Origin of the sequence: Pseudomonas sp. NPDC077408, assembly GCF_050269105.1 — a bacterium.
Classification (GTDB): Bacteria; Pseudomonadota; Gammaproteobacteria; order Pseudomonadales; family Pseudomonadaceae; genus Stutzerimonas.
The window spans coordinates 541,355-555,587 of record NZ_JBNNHS010000001.1 but is presented as its reverse complement, the minus strand read 5'-3'; the positions used below and the strand labels follow the sequence as shown (position 1 = coordinate 555,587).

Here is a 14,233-nt window from a genome sequence, read left to right as displayed (position 1 = left end):
GCCGCTCTTTCGTGGAGCGCCCAGATGACCAGAGAACACGCCTAGTCAACGCTTACTGTTTCCGCCTGTAGCCGCGGAGATCGGGAGATCTGTCGCCCTTATAGAACGCTAAGAACGGGCACGGCAGAGCCGAAACGGGGCTGAGTCAGACGACGTTCGGCTCGATTTCCAAATTCACACCGAAACGCTCTAGGATGTCAGCTTGGATCTTTTCGGAAAGTTGCAGGATTTGCTGGCCGGTTGCTTGCCCGTAGTTGACGAGCACCAACGCTTGCAGCCTGTGGACGCCCACATCCCCCTGTCGATAACCCTTCCAGCCTGCACGATCAATGAGCCAGCCAGCGGCCAGCTTGACCTGCCCGCCACCTTGCGGAAACGCCACCAGATCGGGGTACTGCCCGAGCAAGGCGTCAGCTTTCGACTGAGGAACCAAAGGGTTCTTGAAAAAACTGCCTGCATTGCCCAGAACCCGAGGGTCTGGCAGCTTTTCACTGCGGATCGAACAGACCGCACGACTCACATCCATCGGTGTGGGGGACTGGACATCATGCTGCTGCAGCCACTTACGGAGCGGGCCATACTCTAGACTTAGTTCCGCAGTCCGATGAAGCATGAAACGCACCCGAAGAATCACATAGCGTCCCGCCTGACGTTTGAACAGGCTGTCGCGGTAGGCAAATTCACATGCCGCCAAATCGAACTCCACCAAACTGCCAGTTTGGCGATCCAGTGCAGTCAGCCCAGCGAAGACATCCTTTATCTCGACCCCGTACGCCCCGACATTCTGGATGGGTGCCGCACCGACCGTACCGGGGATCAGACTGAGGTTTTCCAACCCAGCCAAACCAAGCTCTAGGCTCCGCAGTACGAACGGATGCCAAGGCTCGCCGGCCTCCGCTTCTATCACTACTTGCTGGCCGTCATCCTTGAGAACTCGAATGCCCCGGCTGGCCATGTGCAGCACCAGTGCTTGTACATCTCCGGTCAGTACCAAATTGCTGCCGCCGCCGAGGATCCATAGCGGAACGTCGATGCGGCAGGCCTCATTGATCGCTTCGGTTACTGCTTGATCGTCCTGGGCTTCAGCGAAATAGGCGGCACGGGCTTCGACCGCAAAAGTGTTGAGCGCCTTGAGTGAATAACCCGGCTCGATGAGAAGGCTCATTGACGCCCTCTGATCTCATCGAGCAATCCAGCAGCACCACGCTCGATCAGGTCGAGCACCTGCTCGAAGCCGTCCTCCCCGCCGTAATACGGATCGGGTACAGCGTCCGAGCCCAATTTGTATCGGCGCAGAAATAGATCGAGCTCACCGTCTGAGCCTGCTGGACGCAGGGCCTCTAGGCGCTTTAGGTTGTCGTGATCCATCGCCAGGATGAGATCGAAGCGCTGGAAGTCCTCGGCGATCACCTGCCGCGCCCTTAGAGCGCTGAGGTCATAGCCTCGCCTGGCTGCAGCCTGGCAAGCGCGCTGATCGGGCCCCTTCCCGGCATGCCAATCACCGGTTCCAGCCGAATCTATGGTGATTCGGCTGTCCAGCTGAGCATCCTGCGCGTATTTGCGCAGTACAGCCTCAGCAGTGGGCGATCGGCAGATGTTGCCCATGCAAACGAACAGAACCTTCACGCTCAAGCTCCGAGCAGTTTGCGGACGCGGTCAAGATCTTCGGCGGTGTCGACACCAGCCGGAGGCGCCTCGACCGCATCGGCGACATGAATGCGCTTGCCGTGCCAGAGCGCACGTAACTGCTCCAGGCACTCAGTATTCTCCAGCCAGCACGGCCCCCAGCTCACGAAGTCAGCCAGGAACCCGGCCCGATAGGCATAGATGCCGATATGCCGACGGTACGGAACATCACTCGGAAGCGCATCGGGCTTACGAGCGAATTCGTCCCGCGCCCACGGCAGTGTCGCGCGACTGAAAGTCAGCGCCAGCCCATTGATATCGCTCAGCACCTTTACCACGTTCGGGTTAAAGAGCGCGTGCGGATCGCTGATTGGCTCGGCAAGCGTGGCGATCGCGGCTTCGGGGTGAGCAGCCAGATTGAGTGCCACCTGGTCGATCACCGAAGGCGGAATCAATGGTTCATCGCCCTGCACGTTGACGACTATCGCGTCAGCCGTTAAGCCCAGCTGCTCCGCCACCTCGGCAAGCCGATCGGTGCCCGAATTGTGATCGACCCGTGTTAGCAATACCTGCGCACCGAAGCCTTCGCAGGCTTGCAGAATGCGCTGATCGTCCGTGGCGATCACTACCCGCTGTGCCCTGCTCTTGCAGGCCTGCTCCCAGACATGGCGAATCATCGGCTTGCCGGCAATGTCCTGCAGAGGTTTGCCCGGAAGGCGCGTGGATGCGTAACGCGCCGGGATCACCACGGTATAAGCGTTAGTCATTTGTCCAGACGCTCATCCACGTCGAGGGTGCGGGCTTCGCTTTCAAGCATCACCGGGATGCCGTCCCGGACCGGAAAGGCCATGCCGTCGGCCTTGCAGATCAGTTCGGACTTGTCATCGGTCAGCTTCAGCGGCCCCTTACAGAGCGGGCAGGCAAGAATATCGAGCAGTTTGGTATCCATGGTGTGCAGTCCTTGGATGCAGCCGACCGCACCTGGCAGATCGAGCGGCTTAGGGATGAACGAGCAGCAAACGGTCCAGCTGGGAATCAAACCAAGTGACGAAAGCTGCGGAAGGCTCGGCCTGGACTTGGAGATAACACCAGCCCGGCAGCGCAAAAGCCCGGCATTTGACCGCATCCTTCTCCGTCATCACCAAGGGTAGCTCTGGACTGAAACTCAGCTGCTCCAGGCTATAACGAGCGTGATCGGCGAAAGCATGCGGAATCGGCCGCCAGTGTAGCGCCTCGAGCGTGGTGAAGAAACGCTGTGGATTGCCGATTCCAGCGACTGCATGCATCCGCTGGCCTGCAGGAAAATGGTCAAGGGGCCAGACTTGCCCAGTGCTCAACTCGATCAATTTCGATGGCTGCAGGGCGAACGCAAACCCCGAGGGACTGTCTACCTGCGCACCGTTTATCAGCACCGCATCGACCGATTCCAGCCGCTCCAATGGCTCACGTAGCGGGCCAGCGGGCAAACAGCGTTGATTGCCCAGTCCACGAGCAGCATCAATGAGGACGAGCTCCAGATCGCGCCCCAACCGGTAATGCTGCAGCCCATCGTCGGAAAGGATCAGGTCTAGCAGCTCGAGTTCGAGCAATTTACGAACCGCGCGGGAACGATCAGGATCAATCATCACCGGTACGTTTGTTCGTTGCGCGATCAGCAATGGTTCATCGCCAACCTCGGCCGCAGAATGCTCGGGCTCTACCCGCCACGGATATTCCGGTGGTCTGGCACCGTAGCCACGACTGACTACACCGACTTTCAGGCCGCGTCGCTGACAGTGCTCGATGAGCCAGAGAATCAGGGGGGTCTTGCCGGTACCGCCAACGGTGATATTTCCGACCACCACCACAGGCACGGGCGCCCGATAGCAATCGATCACGCCGTTGATGAACCGCTTTCGCTTAGCGGTCACCACGCGGCGGTAGAGCATTTCCAACGGCGCAAGCAGCGCCAAGGCAGGATGCCCTTCGTACCAGGCCCGCTGGAGACGATCAGCAAAGGACATTAGGGCTCCGGCTGGGCCTCAATGGTAGTGATGCGCAGGTGCGCGAAGCCCAGCTTCCCGGCTGCGTCCATGGCGGTAATGACCGCTTGGTGCGGAGTTTTACCGTCGGCACTGATGATCATCGGCAAACTTGTATCGCCGCCCGACTCCTTGCCGAGCGCCGCCATTAATGTGTTCAGGTCATGCTTGACCAGCGACTTGCCATTGAGACTGAAGTTGCCACTGACGTCGATCACAACCTCCAGCCGCTTCTGCTCAGTTTCCTGTGGTGGCGACCCGCTCGCCGCCTCCGGCAGATCAACCTGCAGTTGGGTTTCGCGAGTAAAAGTGGTGGTCACCACGAAGAACAACAACAGAATGAATACCACATCGATCAGCGGGGCCAAGCCGATGTCGACATGTTCCCGCGCCTTGCGACGAAACTTCACGCCCTGCCCTCACCTAGGTCGACGTCACGGTCACCCTGCACAACTTCAACCAACTTGATCGCTTCCTGCTCCATACCGACTACGAGCTCTTCGACTCGGCGCAGGAGGAAGCGATGGAAGAACAGTGCCGGTATGCCGACCATCAGACCCGCCGCGGTAGTAATCAGCGCTTTGGAAATACCCGCTGCGAGCAACGGTGCGTTGGCCATACCAGAGCCCATGAAGGCACTAAAAATTTCGATCATGCCCAGCACAGTACCGAGAAGCCCGAGCAAGGGAGCAATACCTGCAATCGTACCCAGCGCGTTGAGATAGCGCTCGAGGTCATGGACGACGCGGGCGGCCGCTTCTTCGATGCATTCCTTCATGATCTCTCGACCATGCTTGGAGTTAGCCAGACCAGCAGCCAGTATCTCCCCCAGCGGAGAATCCGCGCGCAGCTCCTTGAGCTTTTGGTTACTGAGCTTCTTGTCCTTGATCCATTTCCACACCTGGCCAAGCAGGTGTGGTGGGGTCACTCGACTAGGCCGAAGCGTCCATAGCCTTTCGGCAACAATACCGGCGGCTGCGATGGAACACAGGATGATTGGCAGCATTATCCAGCCGCCCGCTTTAACCAGCTCCCACACGAGATGAATCCCCCTCGAAAAAGTGGCGCCACTCTAGCATAGGGCCGCCAGCCAGCCGACGGCCCCGGTTCTCATTTTTCCCGCCAGAATCGACGCTTGGTACGTAATCCTCGAACAGGCTCAAAACGGCCGAGGCGAATCCGAATCGCTCCTAGCTCTGCCGTGTCATAAAGTCGCGCCCCGGCAGTGTGCAGCCGCTGCAGCACTTCCGGATGCGGGTGTCCGAATGCGTTATGCAAGCTGCGCGAGATGAGCGCACCTCCGGCTCCTGTTGCCTCGATGAATGCGGTTGACGACGAGCTGCGACTGCCGTGATGTGGCACCAACAACCAATCGACCTCAAGCGGCATGTCGCTCGTCAGGAGCAGTTGCTCGGTATCCACGTCGATGTCGCCAGTGAGCAGCAGACGTTCGCCGCTCGCCTCGATCAGCAGCACGCAGGAGGACTGGTTTCCATCTCTGGCCCGTGGTGATTGCCAAAGCGTAAAGCGGACTCCATTCCATTCCCAGGCGTCTCCGGAGCGGCACATCTCGGCCCCTAGCGAAGCAGGCAGTCTTGCCGGCTCACCGCTGACCACTCGCCCAGCACGTATCTGTCGCTGGATCGCCGAAGCGCCACCCGCATGGTCGCTATCGGCATGGCTGAGAATCAGCAAATCGAGACCGCTCACCCCCAGCGTACGCAACGACGGCAATACAACCCGCTCGCCGATGTCGAAGTCACCATATCGCGGCCCTGTGTCGTACAGCAGCGCATGGTCATGCGTGCGGACCAGCACAGCGAGCCCCTGACCGACGTCGAACAGCCAGACTTCCGCCTGCCCTACTGCCGGCGTGTCGATGGGTGGAAACAGCAGCGGTAGCAGAAACACCAGACCCAACGCCCGAAACGGTATTCCGGGCGGAAGCAGGATCAGCAGCGTCCCAAGCGCAACCAGCAGCCAAGCCCAAAACGGCAATGACGCTGGTAGCCACGCCGGCTGCCAGCCGGCAAGCCATTGCAGCGCATCAAAGAGAATTGCCAATAACCCACCGGCCACCCATAGCACTGGCTCGCCAACGCCTGGCAACCACAACAAGGACGTGCCTAACAACGACAGCGGAACGATTACCGCGCTGACCAGTGGGACTGCAAAGAGGTTGGCAATCGGCCCACTCAGGCTAACCGGCAAGCCTAGCGCCAGCAGGATCGGCAACAGGCCCAGGGCCATGCTCCACTGTGCACGGCCTAATGCGCGCCACCAACTCCAGCTACCAAGCCGGCCGCGGAACACCAGCGCAAGAAGCGCCACCGCCAGGAAAGACAACCAGAAGCCCGACTGCAGCCCTACTAGCGGATCCAACAGCAGTACAGCATCGAGGGCGATCAGCAGTGGCAGCCAGACACCCAAATGCCGATACCGCAAACGCCACAGGAGCACCAGAGCGACCATCACCAGCGCCCGCTGGACCGGGACTTCAAAACCCGCCAGCCAGCCGTACGCAAGCGCTCCAGCCAAGGCCAGGCTACAAGCGCAGGGCAACCAGGCGACGCGCCGCGGCCAGATTCCCCATCGCGCTAACAATGCCACCAGGCCGTAAAGCAAGCCGGCCAGCATGCCCACGTGCTGCCCCGATATAACCAGCAAATGAACGGTTCCGGTGTCCTGGAGCGTACGCCAATCCGTGGTGGACAGGCCGCTGTCATCGCCCACTACCAGCGCGGCAATGGCGCCGGAGCGGCCCTGAGCATCGACCACCAACAAGCGTTGCCGCAACTGATCGCGCCATCCCGGCCCTCCCGCCGCCACCGACACGCGCTCTCCGGCTTTGATCGTGCCGCTGGCACCGATCCGCCGCGCCAAGAGCCAGGCCTCGTAATCGAAAGAGTGCGGATTAACCAAGCCCCGTGGCTTTTTCAATTTGGCAGCGAGCCGCCATCGCTCACCCGCCTGCATCCTGGGGCCGCCGTACCATGCCAAGCGAAGCCTGGACGGCAGGTCGCTATGCCGGGACGATATATTGACCAGTTCGAAACGCACCACACCGCCACGAACATCCGGCAGGTCGCTCACCGTACCTTCGAGCCAGAACGTACGGCCATCACGCTCAGTTGAAAGGCGGTCATCCAGCGCCTCGTGGGCACTGAGACACGCCCATGCAAACCCGCAGAGAAAACAACCGATCGCTCGCCAGCGGAACGGAAGCAAGACCAGGCCCGCCGCCAATATGAACGGCAACGCTGAGACAGGCGGTAATTGCGGTAAAAAACGCAGCAGTAGAAGGCCTGCTGCCAGCGCCAGCATCGCTGTACGCATCGGTTCTCCTGGATTCCTTTCCCGTGACTGGCCGCTCCGGATAGGTTAAACCGCCGAGTCACATAGCCTGACCGACGTCCTGTCGGCGCTCACAGTGTAGAATTTATGTCACAAACTCCTCTCAGCGCCGGGTCTCGTTTCAGGCATAATCGGGCGCGCTTCGCCCCGCCAGAGAATCTTCATGCCGCGTCGTTTTTTTAAACGCTACATGCCTCACCCCGACCGTCTAAAGGCACACAAGTCTTTGCGGTTTCTCGGCACGTTGATCCATGACCCCAACCTGCTCCATCTAAACCGGCATTCGGTTTCCAGAGCGATGGCTATCGGTCTGTTCTGGGCCATGATCCCGATGCCCCTGCAGATGCTGGCGGCCGCGTTGTGCGCCGTGCCAGCAAGGGCAAACCTGCCGATCGCTGTGGGCTTAGTCTGGCTGACTAACCCACTGACGATGCCGCCGGTGTTCTATTGCAATTACAAGGTAGGCGCCTGGCTGCTGGACACGCCGGTTTCCCCGATGCCGATGGAGCTCAGCCTTGCCTGGGTGCGTCAAATGCTCGACAGCCACTGGCAACCGCTCTTCCTAGGCTCATTCGTTGTCGGCGTTGTGGTGGCGATATTGGGCTATATCGCCACTCAGAGCTATTGGCGCTGGTGGGTCGGACGCAGTTGGCGCAAGCGGCAGATGGACCGCCGCTAAGACTGTTCCTTATTCGTAGCGCAGCGCTTCAGCCGGCTGTGTCTGTGCTGCCCGCCAAGCGGGATAGACCGTCGCCAGGAAACTGAGCAGTAGCGCCGCCAGCGTTACCAGCAAGACATCTTGCAGCCGCAGTTCAGATGGCAGCGTGCTGATGAAGTACACATCCGAACTGAAGATGTGCTGTCCCGATACCTTTTCCAGCCAGGCCACCAGGGCACTGACGTTCATCGCACCAAGCACGCCCAGCACCGTCCCTATCAGAGTTCCCGTCATTCCGATGATGCTGCCCTGAACCATGAAGATCGCCATGATTTGCCGTGGCGTTGCGCCAAGGGTACGCAGGATCGCGATATCCGCTCGCTTGTCGGCGACTACCATGATCAGGGTGGCGATGATATTGAACGCTGCCACCGCGACGATCAGCAGAAGCAACAGGCCGATCATGGTCTTTTCCATCTTCATCGCACTGAATAAACTCCCCTGGGTAAGCGACCAATCCTCACTGCGATAACCCTTGCCGAGACCGGCTACAAGCTCGGTTGCGAGCTGCGGAGCCCGATAAAGATCAGCCAGCCTGACCCTCACGCCTTCGACCTGCTCTGGTTGCCAACGAAGTATCTGGGCTGCATCGGCTCGGTGAATCATAGCCAAGCTACCATCCAGCTCAGCTCCCACCTTGAACACCCCGACGACGTTCAGACGCTGCATCCGCGGTGTAATACCACCAGGCGCATCGCTGAGCTCAGGCACGATCAGCGTGAGCTTATCGCCCAGCTTCAGACCAAATCGACGCGCAGTCATCAGCCCGACGATTACGCCGGATTCCCCGGCCTCTAGGTCGTCGAGACTGCCTGCGACCATCTTCGAGCCGAGGATAGACACTTCGCTTTCGGCCTTCGGATCGATGCCCTTGATTTCAATCGGCTGCATCGCCCCCCTGTAAGAAAGCATGCCTTCAAGCTGGGTGATCGGTGCCGTACCGAGCACCCCAGGGTGCGCACGTAGCTGCTCGGCCAGCGATTGCCAGTCGTCCACCGGCCTTCCGTCACCGGCTATCACGGCGTGCGGCACCATGCCCAGGATGCGGTTGCTCATTTCGCGCTGAAAGCCATTCATGACGGACAGCACAATGATCATCGCCAGCACGCCCAGCGACAGCCCGATCATGGACGTCAGCGAGATGAATGAAATGAAATGATTGCGACGCTTGGCCCGCGTGTAACGGCTGCCAATGAAGATGCTGAGCGGCCTGAACATTAGCCAGCCACCAACCGGCCATCTTCCAGGCGCAAGATGTGATCCATCTGGCCGGCCAATTGTGGATCATGGGTGACGACGAGGAAGGCCGTACGTAATGAGCTGCTCAGTTCCAGCATCAGGTCTTGAATCCCCTGAGCAGTATGGTGGTCGAGGTTGCCGGTCGGCTCATCGAGCAACACCAGCGCCGGACGGTTCGCCAACGCACGGGCGATCGCTACGCGCTGACGCTCTCCCCCGGACAGCTCCGAGGGCTTATGAGCGAGTCGGTGGCCAAGCCCCACTCGCTGCAACAGTTCGGTCGCTCGCGTACGTGCTTCCGCTATCGGCGTGCTGCCTATCAGCAGCGGCATGCAAACGTTTTCCAGAGCGCTGAATTCAGGTAGCAGATGATGGAACTGGTAAACGAAGCCAAGGGCACGGTTACGCAACAGGCCCCGGTCCTTCTCGCTGAGTGCGGAAAGCTCTTCCCCAGCCAGCCATACGCTCCCTTCGCTAGGCGTATCCAGCCCGCCGAGCAGATTGAGCAGTGTGCTCTTGCCAGAGCCGGAAGTACCGACAATGGCGACCCGCTGGCCGGGAAACAACTCCAACTGAAGCCCGGACAGCACACTGACTGACTCCGGACCCTGCTCGTAGCGCTTGCCCAGGTTGCGGCAGCTCAGTACCGCGGCCTCGTTCGCAGACCGTTCATTCATAAACAACTCACTCATATCGTAACGCCTCGGCCGGTTGCGTCCGCGCCGCACGCCAGGCCGGATACAGGGTGGCGAAAAAGCTAAGAATCAGTGCCGCCACGCAGACCTGGACCACATCGGCGGTCATCAGTCGAGACGGTAAATAGTCGATGAAATACACGTCTGCGCTGAGAAATTTATGCCCGATCAATCTCTCTAGCGCCGCGACCCAACTGCTTACATTGAGCGCCGCGAAGATACCGAGTAATGCTCCCACCAGCGTGCCGACGATCCCTATCACTGTCCCTTGAACCATGAAGATCGCCATGATCTGCCGTGGCGTCGCGCCAAGCGTTCGCAGGATTGCAATATCTCCACGCTTGTCAGTCACGACCATGACCAGCGTGGAGATGATATTGAAGGCAGCCACGGCGACGATCAGCAGCAATAGCAACCCGATCATGGCCTTTTCCATGCGGATTGCCTGGTACAGGTTGCCGTGGGTGCGGGTCCAATCCCGGGAGTAGAAGTCATCACCCAGCTGACCCGCCAGTTCCCATGCAATACGCGGGGCCTGAAACAGATCGACGAAACGTAAGCGCACCCCTTGGACCTGATCCGGCTGCCAGCGGTGCAAGCGTGCCAGATCGGAGATGTTGGCCATTGCCACATAACCATCGATCTCACCGGCCCCGACGTGAAAAATACCGCGCACGGTGAACCGCTTCATGCGGGGAAATACACCTGCTGGCGTGACGGTAACCTCAGGGGCGACAAAGGTAACCTTGTCGCCGACCCCTACACCCAAGGTGTTGGCCGCCTTGTCGCCGATAACAATGCCGAACTCACCGGGGGCCAGATCGGCCAGAGTGCCTTCGCGAAAAAACTGGCCCACGATGGAGACTTCCGGCTCGATAACCGGGTCCACGGCGTTAATCAGAATTTTGGTGACCTGCCCGCGATGAGTCAGTAAACCTTGCATTTGTATGAACGGCGCGACCGCAGCGACCTGAGGATGCTGCACGAGCCGCTCTGCTAATGTCGGCCAGTCGTCGATTGGGGTCGAGCTTTCGATCGTAGCGTGCGGCACCATACCCAACACACGGCTGCGCATTTCATGATCGAACCCATTCATCACAGACAACACGACGATCATTACTAGCACACCAAGCGCCAGCCCGATCATGGACGTAAAGGAAATGAAGGAGACGAAGAGGCTGCGACGTCTGGCGCGTGTGTAGCGCGCCCCGATATACACGGACAGCGGTCTGAACATAAATCGTTGGGTTCGCTTTCGCTGGCGGGAAATAACAAGCTGAATGACGATGCCAAGCGGCCTGATACACTCAGGTCATCACTGCAGCTCAGGGATCGACATGCCCACTGAAGACACCGAAGATCGCCGCGAATACTATCGTATCGAGGATATGATCGCACTTGAAATCCTGCCGCCGGAACACGCCGAAACAGTCTCAGGTAACGGTTCGACGCAACGGTTCGAATTGCTCGGCGAACTCCATCAGCTCGACTTTGAAGCTCAGCATCTGCTGCGTCAGATAGCCGAGGGCAACCGCACGCTGGCCAACTACCTGAAAGTGCAAAACAAGCGCATCGACCTGATTGGTCAGGCGCTCGCCCAGGACCTGTTGCAGGACCTCGGGCCAGCTCGGGCGACCGTGCTATCGGAAGGGGGCATTAGTTTCACCAATGACCAGCCGCTTGACGAAGGCTCAACCTGGACACTCAAGCTGGCGTTGATGCCCCAGGGCCTGGGCATGCTGCTGACTGCACGTATAGCGAGCTGCCAAGCGCTGGAGGGCGGGCAGTTTGCAATCGGTACATCCTTTGAAGCGTTGACTGATGCACAACGGCAACTCCTCGCGCGACATATCCTGCAGAAACAGGCGACGGAACGACGCCTGGCACGTGAAAACCTGCAAGGAACCTGATGGATGCGCCCTTTGCTGCTCTTACTGCTGATTTTCAGCCTGAACATGTCGGCACGCGCCGAAGACATCAAAATTCCGGTCGGCCAGCAAGGCCCGGCCGGCCTTCCGCTGCCCAGCCGCGGCGATGCGAAAATCGACGTACTTGATCGTTTTGGCTTAGCCGATGAGGAGCACGCAGCTGTCGGTCAGCCACCTATCACTCGTTGGGATTACCGCGATTTTTCTGTCTACTTCGAGGGGAACCGGGTCATCAACAGCGTTATTCATCACCAACGCTCCACATCATTGCAATCAGAGAGACAACCGTGACGCTTATCTATGGCCACCGCGGCGCAAAGGGCGAAGCGCCTGAAAATACCCTGGCCGGCTTCAAGCAGTGCCTCGCCCATGGCGTGCGCCGATGCGAACTCGACCTGCACCTGTCAAAAGATGGCGAGCTGATGGTCATCCATGACCCGACGCTCAAACGCACCACGGGGCGACGCGGCAAGGTCGTCGAACGTGATGCAGACGAGTTGATCCAGTACGACGCGCGCCACAGCGGCCCCCACTGGAAACACCCCTGCCCCATCCCGCGCCTAGCGGAGCTATTTGAGCAGTGCGACTTCGAGCATTGGCAGTTGGAAGTGAAAAGCGCTTCGAGGGTGCGCGCCGCACGGACTGTCCTGGCGATCAAGGCACTGGCTGAGCACCATGGACTGACCGAGCGGATTACCGTCACATCCGGCTCGAGGGAGGTGCTCAGGGCCTTGAAAAGGCTGACTCCTGAATTGTCGTGCGGCCTAGTGGCCGAGTACGCCTGGCTCGACCCGCTGAAAGTAGCCAAGCAGTACGACTGCTCGCTACTAGCATTGAAATGGACCCTATGCACACCCGAACGAATCGCCAAAGCCCGCCAACTTGGCCTTCATGTATCGGTCTGGACGGTCAATGAGCCAGCTCTGATGCGTCGCCTTGCGGATTTCGGCGTCGACAGCCTGATCACTGACTATCCCGGCCTTGCCGTCACGACGCTGCGCAACGCATAAAGCGAGGCCGCCTCATTGGCGGCCCGGCAACCTGCCTTAAAAACTTTCCCGATTAGGCCACCGCCAGCCTCGGGTATCTTCTCCGACCGGCTCAGGCCACCGGTCGGAGCCGCTCAAAAAAGCCGGTTTAGCCCGTCGAACGCGGCCACGCGGTAGGCTTCGGCCATGGTCGGGTAGTTGAAGGTGGTATTGATGAAATACTTGATCGTGTTCGCCGCGCCCGGTTGGTTCATGATCGCCTGACCGATGTGCACGATCTCCGATGCCTGATAGCCGAAGCAATGCACGCCTAGTACCGCCAGCGTCTCGCGATGGAAGAGGATCTTCAGCATGCCGACCGGCTCGGCTGAAATCTGCGCGCGCGCCATGCCTTTGAAGAAGGCCTTGCCCACTTCGTATGGCACCTTCGCTTCGGTCAGTTCACGTTCGTTCTTACCGATCGAACTGATCTCCGGAATAGTGTAAATGCCGGTGGGCACATCATCGACAAAACGCCAGCTGTCGTTCTCCACGATGCTACCTGCCGCCGAGCGCCCCTGATCGTAAGCGGCACTCGCTAGCGATGGCCAACCAATTACATCGCCAGCCGCGTAAATATTTCCGACATCAGTGCGGTAGTGCTCGTCGACCTTGATCTGGCCGCGGCTGTTGACCTTGAGACCGATGTTTTCCAGGGCGAGCTTGTCGGTATTGCCGGTTCGGCCGTTGCACCAGAGGAAGGCATCGGCCTTAATCTTCTTGCCAGACTTAAGGTGCAGGATCACGCCGTTATCCACACCTTCCACACGCTCGTACTCCTCGTTATGACGGATGAGTACGTTGTTGTTACGTAGGTGATAGCTCAGCGCGTCGGAGATTTCATCGTCTAGGAAGCTGAGCAGCTGGTCGCGGTTGTCGATCAAGTCAACCAAAACACCGAGACCGCTGAAGATCGACGCGTACTCTGAGCCGATCACACCGGCTCCGTAGATGATCAGACGACGCGGTGTGTGACTCAGGGTAAGAATGGTGTCACTGTCATAGACACGGGGATGGCTAAAGTCGACATCATCGGGGCGATAGGGCCGTGAGCCTGTCGCGATGATGAACTGGTTGGCCACCAGGGTTTCAACCATGCCATTGGCACTGACCACTTCTACGGTCTGCTCGTCGGCAAAACTAGCGGTGCCGAAGAAGATATCGATGCGGTTACGCGCGTAATACCCCGTGCGGGAAGTCACCTGCTTACCGATGACGCTTTCGGCACTTTTCAGGACGTCGGGAAACGAAAACCAACGGGGCTCCCCGATCTGACGGAACAGTGGATTGGTGTTGTACTGCATGATCTGCCGCACCGAATGGCGCAGCGCTTTTGACGGGATAGTCCCCAGATGGGTCGAGTTACCACCCACATGTGGCCTGCTATCAACCACGGCGACCTTGCGCCCAGCTTTGACCGCGTTCATCGCCGCGCCTTCGCCGGCAGGGCCCGAGCCTAGTATCACCACATCGTAATTGTAGACAGCCATATTCACCCCAGACCACGCAGCAGGCAGCCCTGCCGCTGTTAACGAATTCGGTAAACCGGGTGGCGGAAGTGACTTCGACGCACCGCCGCCTGGATCGTCGCGCCGATGCATGGGTTGCGCCGGCACTGCATGCA

At 59.3% G+C, this 14,233-nt stretch carries 16 protein-coding genes; 4 read left to right on the top strand and 12 right to left on the bottom strand.

Going from position 1 to position 14,233, the window contains the following annotated elements; genetic code table 11:
- Window positions 1-145: 145 nt before the first annotated feature.
- From murB to ACQKEK_RS02790, 8 genes are all read right to left on the bottom strand, one after another.
- Entirely contained in the window at window positions 146-1,165 is a 1,020-nt protein-coding gene (murB, locus tag ACQKEK_RS02825; protein ID WP_499140959.1) for a UDP-N-acetylmuramate dehydrogenase, read from the bottom strand.
- Window positions 1,162-1,626, bottom strand: a complete 465-nt coding sequence (locus ACQKEK_RS02820) for a low molecular weight protein-tyrosine-phosphatase (protein WP_499140958.1) — start codon at window positions 1,624-1,626, stop codon at window positions 1,162-1,164. The genes murB and ACQKEK_RS02820 overlap by 4 nt, the downstream gene beginning before the upstream one ends.
- Before the next feature lie 2 nt (window positions 1,627-1,628).
- Window positions 1,629-2,393: a 3-deoxy-manno-octulosonate cytidylyltransferase gene (gene kdsB / locus ACQKEK_RS02815; RefSeq protein WP_499140957.1), complete on the bottom strand. Its 765-nt coding sequence runs from the start codon at window positions 2,391-2,393 to the stop codon at window positions 1,629-1,631.
- Window positions 2,390-2,575, bottom strand: a complete 186-nt coding sequence (locus ACQKEK_RS02810; RefSeq protein WP_019342470.1) for a Trm112 family protein — start codon at window positions 2,573-2,575, stop codon at window positions 2,390-2,392. Before ACQKEK_RS02810 ends, kdsB begins: the two co-directional genes overlap by 4 nt.
- Before the next feature lie 49 nt (window positions 2,576-2,624).
- Complete coding sequence (lpxK, locus tag ACQKEK_RS02805; RefSeq protein WP_216706882.1) at window positions 2,625-3,629, bottom strand: tetraacyldisaccharide 4'-kinase; 1,005 nt, start codon at window positions 3,627-3,629, stop codon at window positions 2,625-2,627.
- A complete protein-coding gene (locus ACQKEK_RS02800; protein ID WP_499140956.1) occupies window positions 3,629-4,057 on the bottom strand; it encodes an ExbD/TolR family protein in 429 nt (142 codons plus the stop codon). Before ACQKEK_RS02800 ends, lpxK begins: the two co-directional genes overlap by 1 nt.
- A complete protein-coding gene (locus tag ACQKEK_RS02795; protein WP_045428860.1) occupies window positions 4,054-4,686 on the bottom strand; it encodes a flagellar polar localization protein PocA in 633 nt (210 codons plus the stop codon). Before ACQKEK_RS02795 ends, ACQKEK_RS02800 begins: the two co-directional genes overlap by 4 nt.
- 71 nt (window positions 4,687-4,757) lie before the next feature.
- Window positions 4,758-6,983 carry a DNA internalization-related competence protein ComEC/Rec2 gene (locus tag ACQKEK_RS02790; RefSeq protein ID WP_499140955.1) on the bottom strand — a complete coding sequence of 742 codons (2,226 nt, stop codon included), beginning with the start codon at window positions 6,981-6,983 and terminating at the stop codon, window positions 4,758-4,760.
- 181 nt (window positions 6,984-7,164) lie between these two features.
- On the opposite strand from ACQKEK_RS02790, the gene ACQKEK_RS02785 reads away from it, so the two are divergent.
- Entirely contained in the window at window positions 7,165-7,680 is a 516-nt protein-coding gene (locus tag ACQKEK_RS02785; protein ID WP_045428862.1) for a DUF2062 domain-containing protein, read from the top strand.
- A 9-nt stretch (window positions 7,681-7,689) separates the two neighbouring features.
- Here the strand turns inward: ACQKEK_RS02785 and ACQKEK_RS02780 are convergent, their stop codons facing one another.
- The 3 genes from ACQKEK_RS02780 to ACQKEK_RS02770 are packed head-to-tail and all read right to left on the bottom strand — an operon-like array spanning window position 7,690 to window position 10,890.
- Window positions 7,690-8,937 (bottom strand): lipoprotein-releasing ABC transporter permease subunit, encoded by a 1,248-nt coding sequence (locus ACQKEK_RS02780; protein ID WP_499140954.1) that lies wholly within the window; start codon window positions 8,935-8,937, stop codon window positions 7,690-7,692.
- The gene (gene lolD, locus ACQKEK_RS02775) at window positions 8,937-9,635 is read right to left on the bottom strand and encodes a lipoprotein-releasing ABC transporter ATP-binding protein LolD (RefSeq protein WP_499141337.1); all 699 of its coding nucleotides are present in this window, start codon (window positions 9,633-9,635) and stop codon (window positions 8,937-8,939) included. The genes ACQKEK_RS02780 and lolD overlap by 1 nt, the downstream gene beginning before the upstream one ends.
- 7 nt (window positions 9,636-9,642) lie before the next feature.
- Window positions 9,643-10,890, bottom strand: a complete 1,248-nt coding sequence (locus ACQKEK_RS02770; RefSeq protein ID WP_499140953.1) for a lipoprotein-releasing ABC transporter permease subunit — start codon at window positions 10,888-10,890, stop codon at window positions 9,643-9,645.
- A gap of 100 nt (window positions 10,891-10,990) precedes the next feature.
- Here ACQKEK_RS02770 and ACQKEK_RS02765 point away from each other — a divergent pair, with 100 nt between their 5' ends.
- Genes ACQKEK_RS02765 through ACQKEK_RS02755 form a run of 3 tightly spaced genes read left to right on the top strand, consistent with a single transcriptional unit; the run spans window position 10,991 to window position 12,591 of the window.
- Complete coding sequence (locus ACQKEK_RS02765; RefSeq protein ID WP_499140952.1) at window positions 10,991-11,563, top strand: PilZ domain-containing protein; 573 nt, start codon at window positions 10,991-10,993, stop codon at window positions 11,561-11,563.
- A 3-nt stretch (window positions 11,564-11,566) separates the two neighbouring features.
- Entirely contained in the window at window positions 11,567-11,872 is a 306-nt protein-coding gene (locus tag ACQKEK_RS02760) for a phosphodiesterase (RefSeq protein WP_499140951.1), read from the top strand.
- Window positions 11,869-12,591 carry a glycerophosphodiester phosphodiesterase gene (locus ACQKEK_RS02755; RefSeq protein ID WP_046161981.1) on the top strand — a complete coding sequence of 241 codons (723 nt, stop codon included), beginning with the start codon at window positions 11,869-11,871 and terminating at the stop codon, window positions 12,589-12,591. Before ACQKEK_RS02760 ends, ACQKEK_RS02755 begins: the two co-directional genes overlap by 4 nt.
- Before the next feature lie 113 nt (window positions 12,592-12,704).
- Here the strand turns inward: ACQKEK_RS02755 and sthA are convergent, their stop codons facing one another.
- Entirely contained in the window at window positions 12,705-14,099 is a 1,395-nt protein-coding gene (gene sthA, locus ACQKEK_RS02750) for a Si-specific NAD(P)(+) transhydrogenase (RefSeq protein WP_499140950.1), read from the bottom strand.
- Between the last annotated feature and the right edge of the window lie 134 nt (window positions 14,100-14,233).